The sequence below is a fragment of the Amycolatopsis sp. lyj-346 genome, from assembly GCF_046548975.1.
Classification (GTDB): domain Bacteria; phylum Actinomycetota; class Actinomycetes; order Mycobacteriales; family Pseudonocardiaceae; genus Amycolatopsis.
Map to the genome: position 1 here is coordinate 14,179 of NZ_JAJPWT010000012.1, position 21,677 is coordinate 35,855.

The window sequence follows — 21,677 nt, forward strand, 5'->3', positions numbered from 1 at the left end:
AGTTGACTGGCGGGTAACAGCGGTGTCACCTGCCGCACGCGTTGAACACGGAGGTCCACGTGCGCGAATACAGCGCTCCCGCCGGCAAGCCGGTGGCCGACGACGAAAACATGTCCGACGTCGTCTGGGCGAACGCCGAGCGGTTCTCCGACGTGGTGAGCTTCCGCCGCCAGGTCGAGGGCAGCTGGCTGGACGTGACCGCCAAGGAGTTCGCGGCCGAAGTGCTGGCCGTGGCCAAAGGCATGGCCAAGGCCGGGATCGGCCGCGGCGACCGCGTCGCGATCATGTCGAAAACCCGCTACGAGTGGACGTTGATCGACTTCGCGATCTGGGCGGCCGGCGCGGTGACCGTCCCGATCTACGACACGTCCTCCCCCGAGCAGGTCCACTGGATCCTCTCCGACTCGGCCGCGAAGGGGGTGTTCGTCGAGACGAACGCCCACGTCGCGACGCTCGACGAGGTCCGGGACCGGCTCACCGACCTGGCCCACACGTGGCAGATCGAAGGCGACTCCCCCGCCGTCGAAGAACTGTCCGCGCTGGGTGCCGGCCTCTCCGACGACGAGCTGCACGACCGGCGCCGCGAGGTGACCGCGGACGAGCTCGCCACGATCGTCTACACCTCCGGCACCACCGGCCGCCCCAAGGGTGTCGAGCTGACCCACCGGAACCTCCTGGCCGAGATCCGCGCCGACATCGAGGCGTTCCCGCAGCTGATGGAGCAGGGCAACTCGCTGCTGTGCTTCCTGCCGCTGGCGCACGTGCTGGCCCGCGCGATCGCCGTCACCGCGCTGACCGCCCGGGTCACCCTCGGGCACACCCCGGACATCAAGAACCTGGTCGCCGACCTGGGCACGTTCCGGCCGACGTTCGTGGTCGCGGTGCCGCGCGTGTTCGAGAAGGTCTACAACTCGGCGAAGCAGAAGGCCCACGGCGACGGCAAGGGCAAGATCTTCGACGCCGCCGAGGCCGTCGCGGTCGCCTACAGCGAAGCGCAGGACAAGGGCGGCGCCGGGCTCGGGCTGAAGGCCAAGCACCTGCTGTTCGACAAGCTCGTCTACGGCAAGCTGCGCGCGGCCCTCGGCGGCCGCTGCGTCGCGGCGGTCTCGGGCGGCGCCCCGCTGGGGGCGCGGCTGGCGCACTTCTTCCGCGGCATCGGCGTCCCGGTGTTCGAGGGCTACGGCCTCACCGAGACGTCCGCGGCGGCGAACGTCAACACCCAGACGGCGTTCCGCGTGGGCACGGTCGGCAAGCCGGTCAACGGCACGTCGGTCCGCATCGCCGACGACGGCGAGGTCCTGCTCAAGGGCGACGTCGTGTTCCGGGCGTACTACAACAACCCGCAGGCGACGAAGGAAGCGCTCACCGACGGCTGGTTCCACACCGGCGACCTCGGCGAGCTCGACTCCGACGGCTTCCTCAAGATCACCGGCCGCAAGAAGGAGATCATCGTGACGGCGGGCGGCAAGAACGTCGCCCCGTCCGGCCTCGAGGACACGATCAAGGCGTCCCCGCTGGTCAGCCAGGCGATGGTGGTGGGCGACCAGCGCCCGTTCATCGCGGCGCTGGTGACGGTGGACGAGGAGTACTTCCCGTCGTGGAAGTCCCAGCACGGCAAGCCGGCTTCGGCCACGGTCGCGGACCTGGCCACCGACCCCGACCTGGTCGCGGAGATCCAGGCCGCGGTCGACGAGGCCAACAAGTCGGTGTCGAAGGCCGAGGCGATCAAGAAGTTCACCGTGCTGGCGAACGACTTCACCGAGGCGGGCGGCGAGATCACGCCGAGCTTGAAGCTGAAGCGGAACGTGGTCTCGAAGAACTACGCGAACGACATCGAAGGTCTCTACAAGAAGTAAGCGCCCCAAGGCCACATTGGGTGCGCTCAACGCACCCAATGTGGCCTTCGGTGCGTCCAACGCACCCAATGTGGCCTTCGGTGCGCTCAACGCACCGAAGGCCACATTGGGGCGCTCGGGACCTACTCGCGCTGGGCCCGGATGAAGTCGCGGTACCAGCGGTAGCTCGCCCGGGGGGTGCGCTGCTGGGTCTCGTAGTCGACGTGGACCAGGCCGAAGCGGGGCTTGTACCCGTGTGCCCACTCGAAGTTGTCCAGCAGCGACCAGCAGAAGTACCCGCGCAGGTCGACCCCCGCCGCGGCCGCCGCGCGGGCTGCGTCGATGTGCTCGCTCAGGAAGCTGATGCGCTCGTAGTCCGCGAAATCGCTCCGGTCCGCGTACACGCAGCCGTTTTCCGTGACGTACACCGGCGGCAGGCCCGGGTAGCGGTTGTGCAGGCCGACCAGGGCTTCCGTCAGCCCCTCCGGCTCGACCGGCCAGCCCATGCCCGTCCGCGGGACGTCCGGCACGCGGGTGGTGTCCACGCCGATGTCGGCCACCGTCCGCAGGGCCGGCTCCGGCTCGCGGTGGGGGGCGTCCGCCACGTGCACGCGGTAGTAGTAGTTCACCCCCAGGTAGTCCAGGGGTGCCCCGATCGTCTCGAGGTCTTCGTCGTGGCGGAACGAGAAGTCCGAGACGCCGTCGAACATCGCCGGCAGGCCCGGTGCGTAGCGGCCGCCGAACAGCGGGTCGGTGAACTGGCGGCGCAGCAGGGTGTCCTGACGCGCGGCCGCCGCGGCGTCGGCGGCCGAGGACGACACCGGGACCGCCGGTGACTGGTTGAGGACGATGCCGAACTGGTGCGGCAACGCCGCCCGCTCGCGCATCGCCCGGACCGCCAGGCCGTGACCGAGCAGCAGGTGGTGGGCCGCCGCCAGCGCGCCGTGCCCCTCGCGGGCGCCCGGCGCGTGGCGGCCTTCGCCGTAGCCCGCGACCGCGCACGGGTACGGCTCGTTGAGCGTCGTCCAGAAGTCGACGACGTCGCCGAGTTCCTCGTGCACCAAGGCCGCGTACTCGGCGAACCGGAACGCCGTGTCGCGCGACCGCCAGCCACCCGCGTCCTCCAGCGCCTGGGGCAGGTCCCAGTGGTAGAGCGTCAGGAACGGCTCGATCCCCTTCTCCCGTAGCCCTTCCACGAGCCGCCGGTAGAAGTCCAGGCCCCGGCGTTCGGCGCCGCCGCGCCCGGAAGGCTGGATCCGCGGCCAGGACACCGAAAACCGGTAGGAGTCGACGCCCAGTTCGGCGAGCAGGTCGAGGTCGGCGCGCCAGCGGTGGTAGTGGTCGGCCGCCGGTTCCCCGGTGTGGCCGCCCGCCACCGCGCCGGGAACCGCCGCGAATGTGTCCCAAATGGACGGTCCGCGGCCGTCGGTCCGGGTGGCGCCCTCGATCTGGAACGCCGAGGTCGCGACGCCCCAGCGGAAGGCGGGCGGGAATCTGGAAGTCACGGTGAGCTCCGGTGGGTCAGCCCTTGAGCGCGCCCTGCATGATGCCGCCGACGATCTGGCGGCCGAACAGCAGGAACACGAGGAGGACGGGGACAGTGCCGATGGTGGCGGCGGTGAGCACGAGGGTGTAGTCGGTGGTGTAGCCACTGGCCAGTGTGGACAGTGCGGTCTGGACGGTCGGGTTCTCCGGCACCAGCACCACCAGCGGCCAGAAGAAGTCGTTCCAGGCCTGCATGAAGGTGAACAGGCCGAGCACCGCCGCGGCCGGGCGGGCGGTGGGCAGGGCCACGTGCCAGAACAGCCGCAGCGAGCCGCAGCCGTCCATCCGCCCGGCCTCCAGCAGCTCCATCGGCAGCGCCCGGTCGAAGTACTGGCGCATGAAGAACACGCCGAACGCGGTGACCAGGCCGGGCACGATCACCGCCTGGAGCTCCCCGGCCCACCCGAAGTCGGCCATCATCATGTACAGCGGCACGACGCCCAGCTCGGTCGGGATCGCCTGGGTGGCGATCACGACGAGCAGCAACGCCGTCCGCCCGCGGAACCGCAGCTTGGCGAAGGCGAACCCGGCCAGTGTCGAGAACAGCACCACCGAGACGGTGATCGTGCCCGCGACGATGAGCGAGTTGCCCAGCGCCAGCGCGAAGTCCGTCTCGTCGAAGACGCGGGCGATGTTCTCGAACAGGTGCCCGCCCGGCACCAGCACCGGCGGCACGCTCCCGACCGCCTCCGTCGTCTGCGAGGAGACGACGAACGACCAGTACACCGGGAACGCCGAGCCGGCCAGGATCGCGATCAGCGCGGCGTAGGTCCACGGGCTCGCGACCCGCCGGGCGAGCCGCCGGGCCCGTCCGGGCGCGACCGGCGGCGCGGGGGCGGCCGGGGTCAGCACGGTGGTCATGTCGCTCCTCAGTCCGTTTGGATGCGCCGGGTCACCAGGTACGACAGGCCCGCGACGAGCATCGTGGCCACGGCCAGGATCAGCGCGATCGCCGAGCTGTAGCCGAAGTCGTACTTGGCGAAGCCCTGTTCGTAGAGGTAGAGCGCGGCGGTCTGGAACTGCCGGTCCGAGCCGCCGGTCGCCGCCGCGGTGCCGGGGTTGAACAGCAGCGGCTCGGCGAGCAGCCGCATGTTCCCGGTGGTCGCGATCACCGTGGAGAAGATGATCTGCGGCCGCAGCAGCGGCACGGTGATCCGCCAGAACTGCTGCCACCCGCGGGCGCCGTCGAGGGTGGCGGCCTCGTACATGCTCGACGGGATGGCCTGCATCGACGCCAGGAAGATCAGGGCGTGGTAGCCGGTCCAGCGCCACACCACCATCGCCGCGATGGCGGTGTGCGAGCTGGCCGTGCCGGCCTGCCAGTCGATCTGCCCGGCGCCGAACCAGCTCAGCACCCAGTTGACCAGCCCGAAGTCCCGGCCGAACAGCTGCGCGAAGATGATCGTCACCGCCGCCACCGAGGTGATGTTGGGCAGGATCATCCCCATCCGGAACAGCATCCGCCCGCGCAGCCTGCGGTTGAGCAGGTGCGCGATGCCGAGCGCGAACAGGATCTGCGGGAGCGTGGTCAGCAGCCACAGGCTGACCGTGTTCCCCATCGCGTTCCAGAAGTACGGGTCGTGGAACAGCAGCTGTTCGTAGTTGCCGAGCCCGATGAACGTCGCGCCCTCGGCGTCGATGAGGTTCCGCTTCTGCAGCGACACGAACGCCGTGTACAGCAGCGGGAACAACCCGAAGACGCCGAAGATGAGGAAGTACGGGCTGATGAAACCGAACGGCGACAGCTTGACGTCCCACTTCTGCCGCCGCTCGCCGAAGGTCAGCGTTTTTGCCGGAGCCATCACTTGATCTTCGCGACGTCACCGACCAGCTGCTGCCACGCCGCCGCGCCGTCCTGCTTGCCCTGCTCGACGCGCTGCATCGCGTTGCCGAACTCCGTCTGCACGTCGCCGGCCTTCGGGCCCTGGTACTGCGGGTTCAGCTTCTTCGCCGCGTCGGTGAAGAGCTTGCCCACCGGCGCACCCGAGAAGAACGGGTTGGTGTAGCCGGTGATCTTCGGGTCGTCGTAGAGCGACGGCACGGAGGGCAGCAGGCCCTTGCTGGTGAAGACCTTCGCCTGCTGCTCGGGCGCGGTCAGCCACGCGGCGAGCTCGGCGGCTTCCTTGGTGTGCTTGCCCTGCTTGGGCACCGTCAGGTACGAGCCGCCCCAGTTGCCGCCCCCGCCGGGCACACTGGCGATGTCCCACTTGCCCGCGGTGTCCGGTGCCTGGTCCTTGATCTTGGTCATCATCCACGCCGGGCACGTGACGGTCGCGAACTGCCCCTGGGTGAAGCCGGTGTTCCACTGCGGCGTGCTGTAGAGCAGCCCGGCGCTCAGGTTCGCCTTGACCGCGTCGGCCACGAGGTCCCAGCCCTGGCGCAGTGCCGGGTTGCTGCCCACGACGATCCGGTCGTTCTCGTCGTAGTAGCCGACCGGGGCCTGGCCGACGATCGCGTTGAGCACGGTCGGGCCGCCGTCCATGAACTTGACGCCGTTCGGCGCCTGCGCCTGGAACCGCTTGCCCGTCTCGAAGAACGCCTGCCACGTGGGCCAGAGCGCGGAAACGGCGTCCCGGTCCTCGGGCAGCCCGGCGGTCTTGAACAGGTCGCGGCGGTAGCAGATGGCCAGGCCGCCGACGTCGGTGCCGTAGCCGATCTGCTGCCCGCCCTTGCCCAGCGACGCGGCCCACTTCCAGGCCAGCCAGCGGTCCTTGAGCTTGTCGCCGCCGACGGTGTTCAGGTCGACGAACTTGTCCGGCGTCGCCTTGAACTGGGCGACGTACCCGGTGTCGACGGCCTCGATGTCCGCGGCCCCGGCGCCGGTGGCCAGGTGCGCGGCGATGTTCTTGTGGTGGTCGGAGTAGGCGGCGGTCCGCTCGGTGATCTCGATGTCCGGGTGCGCCGCCTGGTACTCCTTGATCAGGTCGGTGTAGCCGAAGTTGCCGAACAGGCCGAGGCTCAGCTTGACCTTGCCACCGGCGGCGCCGCTGTCCCCGCAGGCGCTCAGCGCGGTGAGCGCGACCAGGGTGGCACCCACCCCGGCGAGCAGGCGGATCCGGCGGTTTCTCGTTTTCGGGCGCATGAGATCTCCGTTGTTCTGCGGGCCGGTCGGAAAACGCGGGTCCTATGAGAGCGCTCCCAGCACAGCGCCGTCAAGTAACGAAATGATAACTGGCTTCGGCATTTACGCAGCCAGAGGTCATGTGCTAGAGATGTAACCGGTTACAGTAACGGAGGTTCCCATGGTCACCGCCCGCGAGATCGCGCAGCTCTGCGGGGTTTCCGTCGCCACCGTGTCACGGGTGTTCAACCGCCCCGCCACGGTCAGCGCGAAGACCCGTGAACACGTCGAACGGGTCGCGCGGGACCTCGACTTCTCGCCGAACGAGTCGGCGCGCGCGCTGTCGCGGCAGCAGTCGGCGATGATCGGGCTGGTCTGGGACACCGACCACCGGCGGCCCGGCTGGCGGCACCCGTTCCTGCAGGACCTGTTGCTGGGCCTCAAATCCGCGTTGAGCTCGCACGGCTACCACCTGCTGCTGCTCGCGACCAGCGACGACGCCCGCGACCGGCACCCCGGCGTGTCGCTGGCCGACCCGATCGGCTACGTGAGCATGACCCGCCGCCACCACCTGGCCGGGCTGGTACTCATCGACAGCGGCACGGACGCCGACGCGTTCACCGCGTTCGCCCAGTCCGGGTTGCCGTGCGTCGCTCTGGACGTCGCCCTGTCCGGACCACGGGCGACGCACGTGACGTCGGACAACGCCGGGGGCGCGGCGGAGGCCGTCCGGCACCTGGCCGCCCTCGGCCACCGCCGGATCGCGACGATCACCGGCCCCCGCGGCAACGCGCCGGCCGCCGCGCGCACCGAGGGCTACCGGCGCGGGCTGGCCGAAGCCGGGCTGCCGGTGGCGGAGGACCTCGTGATCGGCGGCGACTTCTACCGCGAGAGCGGGTTCGTCGGCATGCGGCGGCTCCTGGCCCGCAGGGACCCGCCGACGGCGGTGTTCGCGGCCAGCGACGAGATGGCGGTCGGCGCCCTGCTGGCGGCCCGCGCGGCCGGCCTGCGGGTACCGGCGGACCTGGCCGTCGTCGGGTTCGACGACATCGAGGTGGCGTCACTGGTGGACCCGGCGCTCACCACGGTGGCCCAGGACAAGCCGGGCTTCGGCACCGCGGCGGCCGGCGCGCTGCTGAGCATGCTCGAGACCGCGACGGCCCCGGAACCGGTGCTGCTGCCCACGAAACTCGTGGTGCGCGACTCGTGCGGCTCCCGCCCGCCTCGCTGACTCCGATCACGCGCCCCAAGGTGGCCTTGGTTGCGTTGGATCAGCACTGCGGCGCGAAGCGCCTCCGTTGAGGGTGGTGGCGGGGGCATGGATGGAGCACCGAAGGCCACCTTGGGTGCGCCCAACGCACCGAAGGCCACCTTGGGTGCGCCCAACGCACCGAAGGCCACCTTGGGTGCGCCCAACGCACCGAAGGCCACATTGGGTGCGCCCAACGCACCGAAGGCCACCTTGGGTGCGCCCAACGCACCGAAGGCCACCTTGGGGCGCTCGAGGCGGGGTGCGGGCTAGGCGGTGATCTTCGCTTCCCAGTCGATGTGGTGTGCGTACAGCCAGCCGCGTTCCTCGCCGACGTCTCCGCCCGCGCTCGCCAGCACCAGTTTCTCGACGCGCTCGCGGCGAAGTCCTTCGTACGCCGCGAAGGCCGACGCCGGGTCCGGCAGGTCGCGCAGGCACTGCGCCAGCACGACGCTGTCCTCCAGCGCCATCGACGCGCCCTGCCCCGCGGCCGGGGACGCGGCGTGGGCGGCGTCGCCGGTGAGGACCATCTCGGGCGTCGACCAGACCCGGGTCTCCGGCACGTCGTAGGAGTGGCCGCCGAAGACCTCGTCCCCGGTGGCGGCGATGATGTCCGCGCAGGGCAGCGGATCGCCGTCGAACGCCGCGTGCGCGAACTCGCGCCAGCCTGCCGGGGTGACCGCGGCGATCTCCTCGCGGGACCGCTCGGCGTCCGGGATGCGGGCGAACCAGAAGGTGGCGCCGTCCGGGGCCGTGGTGAACCCGAAGGCGGCCCGGCTGCCGCGGATCATCCGGTAGATCCCGGGCGCGGCGGGCAGCCCGCCCGCCCGCGTGTAGCCGTACACGACGGTCAGCCCGGTGTAGCGCGGGTCGTCCGCGGCCGGGTCGATCAGCTGCCGGACGACCGAGCGGAGGCCGTCCGCGCCGACGAGGACGTCGCCGGTCGCGGTGGTGCCGTCGGCGAACTCCGCCGTGATCCCGGCCGGGCCGGGCTTCGCGCCCACCAGCCGTTTGCCGCGCTCCAGCGGGACACCGCGGCGCGCGGCCTCGTCCTGCAGGACGCGGTACAGCGTCGCGCGGGTCAGGGTCCGCGGCCCGTCGAGGTCTTCGGTGTCGAACTCCCGCCGCCCCACGGTCTCCCCGTCCGGGGCGACGAGCTCGACGCCGTACGCCGCGAAGGACGCGTCGATCACCGGCCGGTCGGCGCCGATCGCCCGCAGCGCGTCCATGCCGTTGTGCATGATCGTGAGGAACGCACCGATGTCGTCCCCGCCGGTGGGGTGGGCCTCGTAGACGATCGCTTCGTGACCGGCGAGCTTCACCGCCATCGCCGTGACCGTGCCCGAGATCCCGCCGCCCGCCACCAGTACCCGCACTTCGCGCCCCTCGTCGACTCCGCGTGCCGCCGCCGGTGACGTTACCGTGGCGGCGGCACGCGGTGCCTACTCCTTCGCACCGCTGGTGGCGATGTCGCCGTTGAGGCCGCGCGGGTAGAACCCACCCGAGGTCACCTTGTCGGGGTTGAGGTAGGCGATGTTGAGCACGCGCTCGGCGGAGCGTCCGAACGCGATGCCGTTGGCGTCCGTCGGGACGAGGTTCGCCTTGCCGTCCTTGATGACGCCTTCGTCGTCGTCGGCCTTGCCGTCGAGGCTGTCGCGGGCGTCGGACATCTTGTTCGTGATGTCCCCGAGGCCGCGCTCGAACAGGGCGGACCGGATGATCCCGGCGTGGTAGGCCTCGACGGCCAGGATGCCCGCGGCCGCGTCGAGGAACGTCTTGTTGTTCACCAGCGGGGCGGCGCCCTTGTAGGCGGACACGCCGACGTCCTCGAACAGGTAGGCGGCAAGCAGGAAGTTGTTCTCGCTGCCGAACGGGTCGAACGTCTGACCCTCCTTGATCACCCCCGCGGCCTGCATGGCCGCGGTGAAGCTGTTCTGGAAGTCGATCTCCGGCTGCGCCACGGCCGCCTTGTCCAGCGCCTTGCGCAGGAAGTTGACGTGCGCGACCTCGTCTTCGGCGATCTCCTGGACGATCTGCTTGGTGTGCTCGTTCTTGAACTTCACCGCGTGCCCGCCGGAGACCTTGCCGAGGTTGCCGACGCCGTCGACGTACTTCTCGTTCAGCCCGTAGCCGCTGACGGCGAACAAGTACAGGTTCGCCTCGAGGTACTCGAGGTTGAGCGCGAAGTTCAGCACGGCGGCGTCGCTCGCCGCCTCCTTCCCCGCGTCACCTCCCTGCTGCCCGTACTGCGACGTGGCACCGGCCGGGCTGAGGCCCAGCGACAGCGCTGTACCGAGCGCACCGGCGCCCGCGACGCCGAGCCCCGCCGCTCCCGCAGCCTTGAGGAAGCGGCGGCGGTCGGTCGCGTTCTCCGCACTGCGCTCGATCAGCTGCTTTGTGTAGCGTTTTCCGAACACCGGGGGACGTCCTCTCGTGACGAGTTCGTCCACCTCACCCACCGGTCATACGTACCTGGGCGGCCCCCGGCTCGGTCAAACCGGAAAAAATTTTGATCGACTTGCGTTGTCCCTGGTCAGCCGCGTTGGGCGACGGCGAGCCGGACGCACACGGCGAGCGCGCGGACGGCCTCTTCGACCTCGGCGAGCTTCGGGAAGGTCGGCGCGATCCGGATGACGGCGTCGGCCGGGTCGGTGCCGTGCGGGTGGGTCGCCCCGGCGGGGGTCAGCGCGACACCGGCCTCCTTCGCCAGCCGCACGACCTCCTTCGCGGTGCCCTGCGGGACGGTCAGCGTGATGAAGTACCCGCCGGTCGGCTTGGTCCAGGACGCCAGGTCGGCCAGTTCCTCGGTGAGGATGCGGTCGACGGCCGCGAACTTCGGGCCGATGATCTCGGCGTGCTTGCGCATGTGGGCGCGGACGCCGTCCTCGTCCTTGAGGAAGTGCGCGTGCCGGAGCTGGTTGACCTTGTCCGGGCCGATGGTGCGCTTGGCGGTGTTGCCGGTCCACCAGGCGAGGTTGGCCTCGGAAGCGCCGAAGAAGCCGACGCCGGCCCCGGCGAGGGTGATCTTCGAGGTGGAGCCGAAGACGAAGACGCGGTCGGCGTTGCCCGCTTCGGTGGCCAGGGCCAGCAGGTCGGCCAGCTCCGGCTCGTCGTCGGTGAGGTGGTGCACGGCGTAGGCGTTGTCCCAGAAGATCCGGAAGTCCGGCGCCGCGGTGCGCATGCCGGCGAGCCTCCGCACGACGTCGTCACTGAACGTGACCCCGGTGGGGTTGCTGTACTTGGGGACGCACCAGATGCCCTTGACGCTCGGGTCTTCGGCGACCAGCGTCTCGACGACGTCCATGTCCGGGCCCTCGTCGGTCATCGCGACCGGCACGAGCTCGATCCCGAAGCGCTCGGTGAGCGCGAAGTGGCGGTCGTAGCCCGGGACCGGGGCGAGGAACTTCACCTGCGGCTCGTCGGCCCAGCGGCGCTCGGCGCCGGGCAGCTTGCTCAGCAGCGCCTGGACGACGGCGTCGTGCATCAGCTCGAGGCTCGAGTTGCCCGCGGCGAGCAGCTGCCCGGCGGGCACCTGCAGCGCGGGGGCGAAGATGCGGCGCAGCTCGGGCAGGCCGTTGAGGCCGCCGTAGTTGCGGACGTCGGAGCCGTCCTCGGCCTTGAAGGTGCCGTCGCCCGGGAGGCCGAGCAGCGCGTTCGAGAGGTCGAGCTGCTCGGGGGACGGCTTGCCGCGGGTGATGTCCAGGGAGAGGCCTCGGCCGACCAGGGCCGCGTAGTCGCTGCGGGCCGTGTCGACGTCGACGGAAGCAGTGGTCATGCCGTCAACGCTAAACCCGCCGTCGATACCATTCCGGGGCGGGTCCTGGCTAGGGTGGTTCGTGTGCATCTCGTCGTCCACGCCGACCAGCGCCAGTTCTCGGTGCGCGACTCCCGCTTCCGGTTGACGGGCAGCGGCTGGACTTCTCTCGCCGTCGAATGTCACCGGATCGGGGTGGAGCCCGGAGGTTTCGCCATCGCGACGGCCCGCTCGGACGTGGTCGAGTCTTCGGTGACCTTGGTGCCTTCACCGCCGGCCTTGGCCGCCGATGCGGAGCACGTGGTGGAAGCGGACCTTCCGGTTCCGAGCGGCAAGATCGTGATTTCCGGGCCGGCGGACTACCCGTCGCAGGAGAAGTACTTTTCGGTGCTGCCGGGGTTGTACCGGGCCCGGGTGTCGTACGTGCCTGCCGGTCCGCCCGCGGTGACGTGGAACGAGCACGAGTTCGGCGAGCACTACCGGTACGTGGTCCAGCTGTGGCCGGTTCCGGAGCCGTCCGAAGTGGAGGTCATCCGCCAGGGCGCGGCGGTCTGGGACGGCTAGAGCGCCGTGAGCGTGGCCAGTTTCCAGTGGCCGTCCACCCGCTTCGCCGTCACCGCCAGCTGGGCCACCGATGACGTCGGGGCTCCGCCGCCCTGGGTCACCGTCTGCTGGTCCAGGAACAGGAGCAGGTCCGCCGAGTCGCCCCGCAACGACCTGACTCCGATCGCCCGGACCGTGGTCGTGCGGGTCAGCTTCTCCGCCGTGGCCCGGGTTCGGGCCACGGCGAACTGGGCCTGGTACTGCCGGACCGCGTCTCCCGTCAAGACCTCGGCCGCCGCTCGCTCGGTGCGGGGCAGGTTCGCGTAGTCGTACGAGAACACCGCCTTCACCGCGTCACTCACCGAAGCCGAAACCTCAGCAGTGGCGGGCACGTCCACCAAAGCCTGGTTGTCCCCCGGGGACAGCGAAGCCGCCTCGATGCCGAACCACGCCGTGCAGCCCAGGGCGAGTGCCACCACCAGCACCAGGACCCGGGTCATGAACCCGCCGCCTGGACCGCGGCGATCTTCCAGCCGTCCGGGGAGCGGGACACGTCCACCGTGAGGCGGTTCAGGCGCGGCGCCGCGGGCGCGCCGGCCGTGGACACCCGGACGTCCAGCACCGCCAGGAGGCGCGCCGTCCCGCGGGGAACGTCGATTTCCGTCACCGCCGCCTGGACCAGCGCGGCGGACGACACCGTGCGGGCGGCAGCGGCCCGGTCGATCTGCAGCTGGCGGTCGCCGGAAAGGTCCTTCCCGTACTGGCCCGTCGTCGCCGCCATCCAGCGGTCCACGTCCGCCGCCGCCGTGCGGTAGTCGATCGTGTTCAACGTGACCAGTGCGGGACCCGCCGCGGCCAAGATCGCGTCGCGCTCCCGGCCGCGGGCGAAGGAATCGTCCGAAGCCGCCCGCCACCACGACCAGCCCGCGAACGCCGCCGCCAGCACGGAAAGCACCGCCACGACCACCAGCAGACGCTGCGTCACGGCGCGCCCAGCAGCCGGCCGAGCCCACCCGAAGACGGCCCGCTCAGCAGGCTCAGCATCCCCGGCAGCTGCGCCGGCGAAGAAGCGGCGGCCTGCTGCTGCGGCGCGGCCGGGATGGCCGGCGGTTTTCCCGCGTAGGGCGCGTTCTGCGCCCCGCGCACCCCGGTCGGGCTGCCCGGCGGCTCGGCGCAGTAGGCGTTCATGTTCACCGGAGCCTCCGCGAGATCGTTCGCCGGACGCTGTTTCGTCCCTTCATAACCCTTCGTGCACGAAGCCGGGTCGAAGAAGTTGAACACCACGCCCAGGTGGCCGGTGCCGTCCGGGGACGTCGACGGCGAGAACGCCGAAATGATCGGGTACGCGACCAGCAGCTCTTCGATCGAGTCCGTCCGGGACGTCGTGATCTGCGCGGTGGTCAGCAGGTTGGCGAACAGCACGCCCAGATCACTGCCGGACGCGGCGAGCACGTCGCTGATCTGCCTGCTCAGCCGCGGCGCCTCGGCGATCACCCGCCGCAGGTCCGGGTCGGACTTCTTGAGCTGACCGGCGATCGTCCGCAAGCCGGACGCGAAGTCGGTGATGTTCGCCGCCTGCCGCTGCTGCGTGTCCAGCACGATCCGCGAGTTCGCCAGCAGCCCCCGCGTCTGCGGCACGTACTGCGCGGCCACCGCCGTCAACGATCCCGTGCTGTCCAGGAGCTGCTGCAGTTCCGGCCCCGCTCCGGCGAACGCGTGGTACGTCTCGTCCACGACCGTCCGCAGCGACTCCGGGTCCACGCTCGTGACGAGGTCGTCGAGGTGGGTGAGCACGGTGTCCGGCGACGGCGGCAGCGACGTCCGGTCCGCGGTGATCACCGAGCCGTCGGTCAGGAACGGGCCCCCACTGCGCTGCGGGAGCAGGTCCACGAACTGCTCCCCCACCGCCGACCGGTTGGCCACCTGCGCGTGCGCGTCGGCCGGGATGTCCGGCGCACCCGCGTCGATGTCGAGGGCGACGTCGACGCCGTGCTCGGTGAGCGTCATCGACGTCACCCGGCCGACCGTGACCCCGCGGTAGGCGACCTCGGAGTTGACGAAGATGCCGCCGGAGTCGGTCAGCTGCGCGGTGACGACGTAGCCGCGGTTGCCGAACAGCCGGTCCAGCCCGGCGTACCGGCCGCCGGCGTAGACGACCGAGACCACCGCGATGACGACGAACGCGAACAGCTGGATCCGGATCTTGCGGGTCACCGGCCGCCCCCGATCAGGCCGAGCAGCCCGCCCAGCAGGCCCGGACCGGCGACCGGCGGGCCCGCACCCAGGTCGGGCAGCGGCAGTGGCGGCGCGGCGGCGCTCGGTTGGCCACCGATTCCGGAAGGCAGCGCGATCGGCGGCTGCGACGAGTTGGTGAAGTTCGAGATGAGCGTGTCCAGGTCGAGGTTCACGTTCGCCTCGACGTTCGCGTAGTCGCCCTTGATCACGTTGCCCGCGTAGTCGGGGAACGGGTAGGTGAGCAGGATCCGCAACGCGTTCGGCAGGTTCTGGCCGGCCTCGCCGAGCTTCGTCAGCGTCGGCTGCAGGGCCTTGAGGTTCGCGACGAGCTGGTCGCGGCTCTTGGTCACGGTGTCCACCGCCACCCCGGACAGCGTGTTCAGCGCGTTCAGCATGCCGACGAGCTGGTCGCGCTGGTCGGTGACGACCTTCAGGCCCGGCGCGAGGTGGTCGAGGGCGTTGGTCAGGTTCTGCGTCTGCCCCGTCAAGGTGTGGGACAGCTTGGCGAGGCCGTCGATCGCCCGCAGGATTTCGGTCTTGTGCCCGTCGAGCTGGGTGGCCAGTTCGTCCACCCGGGACAGCAGTGCGCGGATTTCCGGCTCGTTGCCCGACAGCGCGTCGTTGAGCTCGTGGCTGATCTTCTGGATCTGCTCGACGCCACCGCCGTTGAGCAGCAGCGAAAGCGCGCCGAGCACCTCTTCGACCTCGGGGTTGCGGTTGGTGCGCCCGAGCGGGATCTGCCCGCCGTCGCCCAGCCGTTGGGCGGTGGCCGGCTCGGCCGTGGGCACGCTCAGCTCGACGAACTTTTCGCCCAGCAGTGAAGACTGCTTCAGCTCGGCGCGGGCGTTGGCGGGCAGCGCGATGTCGCCGTTGACGGTCATCGCGACCAGCGCCGACCGCGTGTCCGGGGTCAGGGTGATCCGGTCGACGCGCCCGACCGCGACGTCGTTGACCTTGACGCTCGACTGCGGCACCAGGTCGAGCACGTCGGTGAACAGCGCGGTGACGTGGTAGGGGTGGTCGCCGACGTCGGCGCCGCCCGGCAGCGGCGTGCCGTAGAGGCCGTTGAACCCGCCGTCGCTGCAGCCGGCGAGCACGAGCACCCCGGCCAGCGCACCGGCGATCCGCCGTCGCCCCTTCACTTCGCACCGCCGGAAAGCTGTTCCATCACGTCGACGAGCGGGAGCGGCAGCGGTGGCAGCGTCCCGTTCTGCAGGGCGTTGAGCACCTGCGGGATCGTCGGCAGCTTCAGCACACCGTCGAGGACCGGCGCCAGCTGCTTGCAGATGTTCCCCAGCGTGTCGGGGACCTCCTTGGGCGTGAACGAGCTGATCAGGCGGCAGACGGTGAGGATCGGCGGGTGGGTCAGCTCGTTCAGGTTGTCGCGGACGGCGATGGTGCCCGACGCCGCGTCGTAGGAGTTGATGAAGTTCGTGGCGCCGGTCGGCGCGATGTCGAGCACCTCGGCGAGCGCGGCGCGCTGGTCGACGAGGACCTTCGACAGCGACGCCAGTTTGTCCACATTGGATTCCAGGGCCGTCTTGTTGTCGTTGACGAACTGCTGGACGTCGCCGAGCGCGCCACCGAGCGACTGCAGCGCGGCCCCGACTTCGGAAGAGTCGGCGGCGAGGAACCGGCTGACGTCGGCGACGCGGCCGTAGAACTCGTCGAGCTGCTGGTCGCTCTGGGCCAGGGCGCCGGTGAAGGAGTTGAGGTTCTCCACGGTGGAGAACAGGTCGTCCTTCGAGCCGTCGAGCGTCTTCGCGAGCTCGGCCAGCTGCCCGACCGTCGAGTTCAGCGAACCGCCGTTGCCCTTCAGCGCGTTCGCGGCGGTGTCGAGGACGCCGGACAGCGCGCCGGCGGAGTTGGCGCCGTTCGGGCCCAGCGCCGTCGAGAGCTCGTCGAGGCTCGCGTACAGGTCGTCCAGTTCGACCGGCGTCGCCGTGCGCTCGCGCGGCAGCACCGTGCCCGAGGCGAGCACCGGCCCGCTGTCGTAGGCCGGGGTCAGCTGGACGTACCGGTCGCTGACCAGGCTCGGCGCGACGACGACCGCGCCGACGCCCGCCGGCAGCGGCACGTCGTCGACCCGCATGTCCACGCGGACCGCGGTCCCCTCGGGCGTGACGTCGGTGACTTCGCCGACCGGCACGCCGAGCACCCGCACCGACGAACCGGCGTACAGCCCGACGGTCTTGCCGAAGTACGCCGAGAGCTTCGTGCCGGCGGAACCGCGGAACACCAGGTAGAGCCCGGCGGTGACGATCAGCGCGAGGACGCACGCGAACGCCAGCCAAGTCACCAGGGTGCGGCCTCGATAGGTCCGGATGGTCATCGGCGGCCCACCCCCTGGTTCGGCGCGGCGATCGGCGGGGTGCAGCCTTCGGGGTTGATGTGCAGGCCGCCCACGGTGATCGTCGGCGGCAGCAAGCCGCACAGGTAGCCCTCGAACCAGCGGCCGTTGCCGGTGGCGTTCGCGCCGACGCGGGCGAACGGGGCCATCAGCTGCAGGCTCTTGTCGAGGTTGCCCTGGTTGCGCTGCAGGATGTCGGTCACCTTCCCGAGCTTCTCCAGCGTCGGCTTGAGCTGTTCGCGGTTGTCCTGGACCAGCCCGGTCAGCTGCTGCGAAAGCTGCTGGGTGCCGGTGAGCAGGGCGTGGATCGCCGCCTTCCGGTTCTGCAGCTCGGTGAGCAGCAGGTTGCCGTCGCCGATCACGCGCTGCAGCTGGGCGTTGCGGTCGGACAGCGTCTTCGAGACCTGGCTGGTGTTGGCCAGGAGCGTGTGCAGGTCGCTGTCGCGCGAGGACACCGTGCGCGCCAGCGAGGACAGCCCGTTCAGCGTGTCCTTCAGGTACTGCGGGCTGTCCTTGAGACTGTCCGAGAGCGCGTTGAAGCTGTCCGCGAGCTGTTTCGTGTCGATGTCACCGACCGTCGTCGACAGCTGCTCGAAGGCGTCCTGCAGCTGGAACGGGGTGCGCGTGCGGGCCTGCGGGATGGTGTCGTCCGGCTCCTGGGCGCCGCCGCCCTTCGGGTCGAGCGCGAGGTACTTCTCCCCCAGCAGCGTCTTGATCTCGATGGACGCCGTGGTCGCGTCCCCGACCCGGACGTCCTTGACGCGGAACTTGACCAGGACCTGCTTGCCCGCCAGCTTCACCGCCGACACCGTGCCGACCTTGACGCCGGCGACCTGGACCTCGTTGTCCGCCGCCAGCCCGGCGGACTCCCCGAAGTACGCCGAGTACGTCGTGCCGTTGCCGAAGAACGGCAGCTGGTCGGAGAAGTACGTCGTGGCCGTGACGAGCACGATCAGCACGAGCGTGACCGCGCCGACTCCCGCCTGGTTGCGTTCCTTCAGCGGCTTCACGGACCACACCTCTCCGCGCGCTGGGTGCCGGGGATGGGAATGATCGGCAGCGTGATGTCCAGTGAGGAAATCCCGATGGTGCCGGTGATCCCGCACAGGTAGTAGTTGAACCAGCTGCCGTAGCTCAGGGTCCGGGTGAACTTCTGCAGGTTGCCCGGCAGCACCTCGAGGAGGTGGTTGAGCAGCACGCCGGAGTCACCGAGGTTTTGCGAGAGCACACCGAGCTGCGCGACGTCGTCCTTGAGCGCCGGGCGCGCGTCGGCGAGCAGGCCCGTCGTGGACACGGCGAGGTCGCCGAGGGCGCTGACCGCGTCGCCGATCGGCTTGCGCAGCTCGGCCAGTCCGCTGACGAGCTTCTGGGTCTGCTCGATGAGGTCGCCGAGCTGCGGGCCGCGGGCGTTGACCGTGCCGAGCACCGTGTTGAGGTTGGCGATGACCTGGCCGATCACCTGGTCCTTGCTCGCGATCGCCGAGGTCAGCGACGCGGTGTGCTGCAGCAGGCTGGTGATCGTGCCGCCTTCGCCCTGGAAGACGCTGATGATCTCGGCCGACAGCTGGTTGACGTCCTTCGGGCTCAGCGCCTTGAACAGCGGCTTGAACCCGTTGAACAGCACGGTGAGGTTCAGCGCGGGTTTCGTGCGCTCCGGCGGGATCGTGCCGCCCTCGGGCAGCGCCTTGTCACCGGGGACGTCGGTGCCGAGCGCGAGGTAGCGCTGGCCGACGAGGTTGCGGTACTTGATCGTCGCGGTCACCGTCTCCGGCAGCCGGTAGGTGTGCTCGACGTCGAACCGCACCTCGGCGAGGTTCCGCTCCCCCTCGACCACCGCGATCGCGTCGACCTGGCCGACCTTGACGCCGGCGATGCGGACGTCGTCGCCTTCCTTGAGCCCGGACGCGTCGGTGAACTTGGCCAGGTAGCCCGACGTTTCGCCGAAGTTGGTGTTCGCGATGGTGGCCGCCAGGATCCCGGTGAACAGCACGGTGACGACGGCGAACACCGCGAGCTTCACCAGCGACGGCACGAAACTCCTCACTTGAGCTCGACCTCCGTCCCGCGGTAGAGCGGCCCGACGAGCAGCCCCGCCCAGCCGGGCACCTGGTCCGGGAGCGCACCCAGTGCCGGCGACGCGAGCAGGGCGATCAGGTCCGACTCGTCGGCCGAGCCGACGATGCTGCCGGACCCGCCGAGCGCGCTGCCGCCGGCCGTGATCGGGCCGGGGAGGCTGCCGTCCGGGACCTTCGGCGGCGCGGGCTTGCTGGAACCGTCCTCGATCGGGCCGTCGGGCGGGTACTGCGGCCACACCCCCGGTTTCGGGACCGACGGGTAGCAGCGCGGCCCGCGCTTGTCCTCGTACTTCGGCTCGTCGACGCCGGGCAGGTACTTGCCGCGGCTGGCGGCGAACTCGATGGTGACCCGGCTGACCTCGGGGTGCGCGGTGCCCTTGCCGAACGCCAGCTCCGCCCGCGGCACCGACTCGGCGAGCTGCCGCAGCAGGCACGGGTACTCGGGCGCGTACTTGGCGAGGACGTCCAGGGTCGGCTGCACGGCGGTGGTCAGCCGGATCAGGTTGTCCTTGTTGACCTGCAGGAAACTCGTGAGGTCCACGGACGCGGCCCCCACCGTGGCGTAGAGGTCGCTCAGCTGCGTGCGCTGGTCGACGATGGTCCGGCTCGTCGTCGTCAGGTCGGACAGCGCCTGCAGCAGGTCCGGCGCCGCCTTGTCGTAGGTGTCCGCCACGTTCGCGAGGCCGGTGATGCCGGCCTTGACGTCGGGCAGCGACGGGTTGAGCTTGCCGAGGTAGTCCGACAGCCCGGCCAGGGTCTCGCCGAGCTGCTTGCCGCGGCCGTCGAGCGCGGTCGCCACCGCGGTGAGCGTGCTCGACAGCTTTTCGGGCTGGACGGCCTGCAGCAGCGGCATCACGTCGTCGAGGACCTTCTGCAGCTCGATGGCGGCGCTGCTGCGGTCCTGCGGGATGACGTCGCCGGCCTCGATCGGGCGTTCCTTCTTCTCCGGCAGCTGCAGGGCGACGTACCGCTCGCCGAACAGCGTCTTCGGCAGCAGCCGCGCGGACACGTTCGCCGGGATGACGTGCGTCTTGTCCGGGTCGAGGGCCAGTTCCAGCTCGGCGTGGTCGCCCTTCGCCAGTACCGACCGGACCTCGCCGACGAGCATGCCGCGGACCTTGACGTCGCCACCGGTGCGCAGCTGGCTGCCGACGCGGTCGGTCTCGAGTTTCACGAGCGTCACCGGCGTGAACGCCTTGTGGTAGACGGCCAGGGTGAGCCCGATGAACAGCGCGGCGACGAGCAGGAAGACGAGCCCCAGCACCTGGTACCGGAGCCGCTGCCAGAGCTCGCGCCTCATCCCGAGATCCTCACCGTGGTGTTCGCGCCCCAGATCGCCAGGGACAGGAAGAAGTCCAGCACCGAGATCAGCACGATCGACGTCCGCACCGCGCGGCCCACCGCGACGCCGACCCCGGCCGGGCCGCCGCTCGCGTGGTAGCCGTAATAACAATGGGACAGGATCACGAGCACGCTGAAGACGATGACCTTCCCGAACGACCAGAGAACGTCGCCCGGGGGCAGGAAAAGCGTGAAGTAGTGGTCGTAGGTGCCCGCGGACTGGCCGTAGAGCCAGATGGTGATCTGCCGGGACGCGAGGTAGCTCGACAGCAGGCCGACCGCGTACAGCGGGATCACCGCGGCGACGCCGGCGAGCACCCGGGTCGTCACCAGGTACGGCATGCTCGGCACGCCCATGACTTCGAGGGCGTCGATCTCGTCGGAGATCCGCATCGCGCCGAGCTGGGCGGTGAAGCCGCAGCCGACGGTGGCGGACAGCGCGAGCCCGGCCGAAAGGGGCGCGACTTCGCGGGTGTTGAAGTAGGCGGAGATGAACCCGGTGAGCGCGGCCGTGCCGAGCTGGTTGAGCGCGGAATAGCCCTGCAGGCCGACGATCAGGCCGGTGAACAACGTCATCCCGATCATCACGCCGAGCGTGCCGCCGATGACCGCGAGCCCGCCGGTGCCGAAGCAGACTTCGGTGAGCAGCCGCAGCGTTTCCCGGCTGTAGCGGCGGATCGTGCGCGGCGACCAGGCGAGCGCTTTCGCCGCGAAGGCCAGCTGCTTGCCGAGCCCTTCCAGGCTCTGGCCCGGGCGCGCGATGTACTCGAGCGTCCGGTCGGCGTCCAGCGGATCCGCGGTCATCACATCGCCTTCGGCGGGACGATCCGCAGGTAGATCGCGGTGAGCACGACGTTGATCAGGAACAGCAGCAGGAACGTGATGACGACGGCCTGGTTGACGGCGTCGCCGACGCCCTTCGGCCCGCCCGCCGGGTTCAGCCCGCGGAACGCGGCGACGACCCCGGCGACGAAGCCGTAGAGCAGCGCCTTGATCTCGCTGACCCAGAGGTCCGGCACCTGGGCGAGGGCGTTGAAGCTGGCCAGGTACGCGCCGGGGGTGCCGCCCTGCAGGACGACGTTGAAGAAGTACCCGCCGAGCACGCCGACCACGCTGACCAAGCCGTTGAGCAGCACCGAAACGACCATCGCGGCGAGCACCCGTGGCACGATCAGGCGCTGGATCGGGTTGACGCCGAGGACCTCCATGGCGTCGATCTCTTCGCGGATCTTGCGCGCGCCGATGTCCGCGCAGACCGCGCTGCCGCCGGCGCCCGCGACGAGCAGCGCGGTGATCAGCGGGCTGGCCTGCTGCACGATGGCGAGCGCGCTGGCCGCGCCGGTGAACGACTGGGCGCCGATCTGCGCGGTCAGCGAGCCGAGCTGCAGCGCGATCACCGCGCCGAACGGGACGGCGACCAGCGCCGTCGGGAGGATCGTGACGCTGGCGAAGAACCAGCACTGCTGGATCCACTCGCGGGTCTGGAAGGGGCGCTTGAAGATCGCGCGCAGGACCTCCCAGGAGAGCGTCGCCAGCCGCCCGACCTGGGTCAGCGCCGCGGTTCCGGGGAGCGTGCCCGTGCCTCCGCTCACCACACCTCCCAGTAGATCGCCGTTGACCTCCGAGTCTTCTCCACACCCGGTGCCCGCTTTTCGTTAGCGGTGTTCACTGAACCCTTCGGCAGTTCTC

At 70.3% G+C, this 21,677-nt stretch carries 20 protein-coding genes; 3 read left to right on the plus strand and 17 right to left on the minus strand.

Translation table 11 applies throughout. The features are described 5' to 3' along the window. Positions 1 to 59: 59 nt before the first annotated feature. Positions 60 to 1,856 (plus strand): AMP-dependent synthetase/ligase, encoded by a 1,797-nt coding sequence (locus tag ACLJQE_RS30085; protein ID WP_410642857.1) that lies wholly within the window; start codon positions 60 to 62, stop codon positions 1,854 to 1,856. 122 nt (positions 1,857 to 1,978) lie between these two features. On the opposite strand, the gene ACLJQE_RS30090 is transcribed toward ACLJQE_RS30085, so the two are convergent. Genes ACLJQE_RS30090 through ACLJQE_RS30105 form a run of 4 tightly spaced genes read right to left on the minus strand, consistent with a single transcriptional unit; the run spans position 1,979 to position 6,462 of the window. Next, positions 1,979 to 3,340 (minus strand): GH1 family beta-glucosidase, encoded by a 1,362-nt coding sequence (locus tag ACLJQE_RS30090; RefSeq protein WP_410642858.1) that lies wholly within the window; start codon positions 3,338 to 3,340, stop codon positions 1,979 to 1,981. Positions 3,341 to 3,356: 16 nt separating this feature from the next. Further along, positions 3,357 to 4,241 carry a carbohydrate ABC transporter permease gene (locus ACLJQE_RS30095; protein ID WP_410642859.1) on the minus strand — a complete coding sequence of 295 codons (885 nt, stop codon included), beginning with the start codon at positions 4,239 to 4,241 and terminating at the stop codon, positions 3,357 to 3,359. Between the two features lie 8 nt (positions 4,242 to 4,249). Then, positions 4,250 to 5,182 (minus strand): carbohydrate ABC transporter permease, encoded by a 933-nt coding sequence (locus tag ACLJQE_RS30100; protein ID WP_410642860.1) that lies wholly within the window; start codon positions 5,180 to 5,182, stop codon positions 4,250 to 4,252. Next, positions 5,182 to 6,462: an extracellular solute-binding protein gene (locus ACLJQE_RS30105; RefSeq protein ID WP_410642861.1), complete on the minus strand. Its 1,281-nt coding sequence runs from the start codon at positions 6,460 to 6,462 to the stop codon at positions 5,182 to 5,184. Before ACLJQE_RS30105 ends, ACLJQE_RS30100 begins: the two co-directional genes overlap by 1 nt. A 160-nt stretch (positions 6,463 to 6,622) precedes the next feature. Here ACLJQE_RS30105 and ACLJQE_RS30110 point away from each other — a divergent pair, with 160 nt between their 5' ends. After that, a complete protein-coding gene (locus ACLJQE_RS30110; RefSeq protein WP_410642862.1) occupies positions 6,623 to 7,672 on the plus strand; it encodes a LacI family DNA-binding transcriptional regulator in 1,050 nt (349 codons plus the stop codon). 287 nt (positions 7,673 to 7,959) lie between these two features. Here ACLJQE_RS30110 and ACLJQE_RS30115 read toward each other — a convergent pair whose 3' ends face one another. From ACLJQE_RS30115 to ACLJQE_RS30125, 3 genes are all read right to left on the minus strand, one after another. Then, a complete protein-coding gene (locus ACLJQE_RS30115) occupies positions 7,960 to 9,066 on the minus strand; it encodes an FAD-dependent oxidoreductase (RefSeq protein WP_410642863.1) in 1,107 nt (368 codons plus the stop codon). A 66-nt stretch (positions 9,067 to 9,132) separates the two neighbouring features. After that, the gene (locus ACLJQE_RS30120; RefSeq protein WP_410642864.1) at positions 9,133 to 10,107 is read right to left on the minus strand and encodes a ferritin-like domain-containing protein; all 975 of its coding nucleotides are present in this window, start codon (positions 10,105 to 10,107) and stop codon (positions 9,133 to 9,135) included. Between the two features lie 116 nt (positions 10,108 to 10,223). Then, complete coding sequence (locus ACLJQE_RS30125) at positions 10,224 to 11,465, minus strand: aminotransferase class I/II-fold pyridoxal phosphate-dependent enzyme (protein ID WP_410642865.1); 1,242 nt, start codon at positions 11,463 to 11,465, stop codon at positions 10,224 to 10,226. Between the two features lie 63 nt (positions 11,466 to 11,528). Here ACLJQE_RS30125 and ACLJQE_RS30130 point away from each other — a divergent pair, with 63 nt between their 5' ends. Beyond that, the gene (locus tag ACLJQE_RS30130) at positions 11,529 to 12,008 is read left to right on the plus strand and encodes a hypothetical protein (protein ID WP_410642867.1); all 480 of its coding nucleotides are present in this window, start codon (positions 11,529 to 11,531) and stop codon (positions 12,006 to 12,008) included. Here ACLJQE_RS30130 and ACLJQE_RS30135 read toward each other — a convergent pair. From ACLJQE_RS30135 to ACLJQE_RS30180, 10 genes are read right to left on the minus strand one after another with little or no spacing between them, the layout of a single operon-like run. Beyond that, positions 12,005 to 12,487: a hypothetical protein gene (locus tag ACLJQE_RS30135; protein WP_410642868.1), complete on the minus strand. Its 483-nt coding sequence runs from the start codon at positions 12,485 to 12,487 to the stop codon at positions 12,005 to 12,007. The two genes, ACLJQE_RS30130 and ACLJQE_RS30135, sit on opposite strands and share 4 nt — an antisense overlap. Continuing rightward, the gene (locus tag ACLJQE_RS30140) at positions 12,484 to 12,972 is read right to left on the minus strand and encodes a hypothetical protein (RefSeq protein ID WP_410642869.1); all 489 of its coding nucleotides are present in this window, start codon (positions 12,970 to 12,972) and stop codon (positions 12,484 to 12,486) included. The genes ACLJQE_RS30135 and ACLJQE_RS30140 overlap by 4 nt, the downstream gene beginning before the upstream one ends. Further along, entirely contained in the window at positions 12,969 to 14,201 is a 1,233-nt protein-coding gene (locus ACLJQE_RS30145) for an MCE family protein (RefSeq protein ID WP_410642870.1), read from the minus strand. The genes ACLJQE_RS30140 and ACLJQE_RS30145 overlap by 4 nt, the downstream gene beginning before the upstream one ends. Then, the gene (locus ACLJQE_RS30150) at positions 14,198 to 15,364 is read right to left on the minus strand and encodes an MCE family protein (RefSeq protein WP_410642871.1); all 1,167 of its coding nucleotides are present in this window, start codon (positions 15,362 to 15,364) and stop codon (positions 14,198 to 14,200) included. Before ACLJQE_RS30150 ends, ACLJQE_RS30145 begins: the two co-directional genes overlap by 4 nt. Beyond that, positions 15,361 to 16,554: an MCE family protein gene (locus tag ACLJQE_RS30155; protein WP_410642872.1), complete on the minus strand. Its 1,194-nt coding sequence runs from the start codon at positions 16,552 to 16,554 to the stop codon at positions 15,361 to 15,363. The genes ACLJQE_RS30150 and ACLJQE_RS30155 overlap by 4 nt, the downstream gene beginning before the upstream one ends. Next, the gene (locus ACLJQE_RS30160) at positions 16,551 to 17,582 is read right to left on the minus strand and encodes an MlaD family protein (RefSeq protein WP_410642873.1); all 1,032 of its coding nucleotides are present in this window, start codon (positions 17,580 to 17,582) and stop codon (positions 16,551 to 16,553) included. Before ACLJQE_RS30160 ends, ACLJQE_RS30155 begins: the two co-directional genes overlap by 4 nt. Then, positions 17,579 to 18,616, minus strand: a complete 1,038-nt coding sequence (locus ACLJQE_RS30165) for an MCE family protein (RefSeq protein WP_410642874.1) — start codon at positions 18,614 to 18,616, stop codon at positions 17,579 to 17,581. Before ACLJQE_RS30165 ends, ACLJQE_RS30160 begins: the two co-directional genes overlap by 4 nt. Next, a complete protein-coding gene (locus ACLJQE_RS30170; protein ID WP_410642875.1) occupies positions 18,613 to 19,947 on the minus strand; it encodes an MCE family protein in 1,335 nt (444 codons plus the stop codon). The genes ACLJQE_RS30165 and ACLJQE_RS30170 overlap by 4 nt, the downstream gene beginning before the upstream one ends. Further along, positions 19,944 to 20,792 carry an MlaE family ABC transporter permease gene (locus ACLJQE_RS30175; RefSeq protein WP_410642877.1) on the minus strand — a complete coding sequence of 283 codons (849 nt, stop codon included), beginning with the start codon at positions 20,790 to 20,792 and terminating at the stop codon, positions 19,944 to 19,946. The genes ACLJQE_RS30170 and ACLJQE_RS30175 overlap by 4 nt, the downstream gene beginning before the upstream one ends. Beyond that, complete coding sequence (locus ACLJQE_RS30180) at positions 20,792 to 21,580, minus strand: MlaE family ABC transporter permease (protein ID WP_410642878.1); 789 nt, start codon at positions 21,578 to 21,580, stop codon at positions 20,792 to 20,794. The genes ACLJQE_RS30175 and ACLJQE_RS30180 overlap by 1 nt, the downstream gene beginning before the upstream one ends. Positions 21,581 to 21,677 lie beyond the last annotated feature (97 nt).

What these genes read in the sequence shown, in the direction of transcription:
- ACLJQE_RS30175 (WP_410642877.1), bottom strand. Translation starts at nt 20,792, where the DNA reads ATGACCGCGGATCCGCTGGACGCCGACCGGACGCTCGAGTACATCGCG.
- ACLJQE_RS30110 (WP_410642862.1), top strand. Translation starts at nt 6,623, where the DNA reads ATGGTCACCGCCCGCGAGATCGCGCAGCTCTGCGGGGTTTCCGTCGCC.
- ACLJQE_RS30105 (WP_410642861.1), bottom strand. Translation starts at nt 6,462, where the DNA reads ATGCGCCCGAAAACGAGAAACCGCCGGATCCGCCTGCTCGCCGGGGTG.
- ACLJQE_RS30155 (WP_410642872.1), bottom strand. Translation starts at nt 16,554, where the DNA reads ATGACCATCCGGACCTATCGAGGCCGCACCCTGGTGACTTGGCTGGCG.
- ACLJQE_RS30125 (WP_410642865.1), bottom strand. Translation starts at nt 11,465, where the DNA reads ATGACCACTGCTTCCGTCGACGTCGACACGGCCCGCAGCGACTACGCG.
- ACLJQE_RS30100 (WP_410642860.1), bottom strand. Translation starts at nt 5,182, where the DNA reads ATGGCTCCGGCAAAAACGCTGACCTTCGGCGAGCGGCGGCAGAAGTGG.
- ACLJQE_RS30095 (WP_410642859.1), bottom strand. Translation starts at nt 4,241, where the DNA reads ATGACCACCGTGCTGACCCCGGCCGCCCCCGCGCCGCCGGTCGCGCCC.
- ACLJQE_RS30170 (WP_410642875.1), bottom strand. Translation starts at nt 19,947, where the DNA reads ATGAGGCGCGAGCTCTGGCAGCGGCTCCGGTACCAGGTGCTGGGGCTC.
- ACLJQE_RS30135 (WP_410642868.1), bottom strand. Translation starts at nt 12,487, where the DNA reads ATGACCCGGGTCCTGGTGCTGGTGGTGGCACTCGCCCTGGGCTGCACG.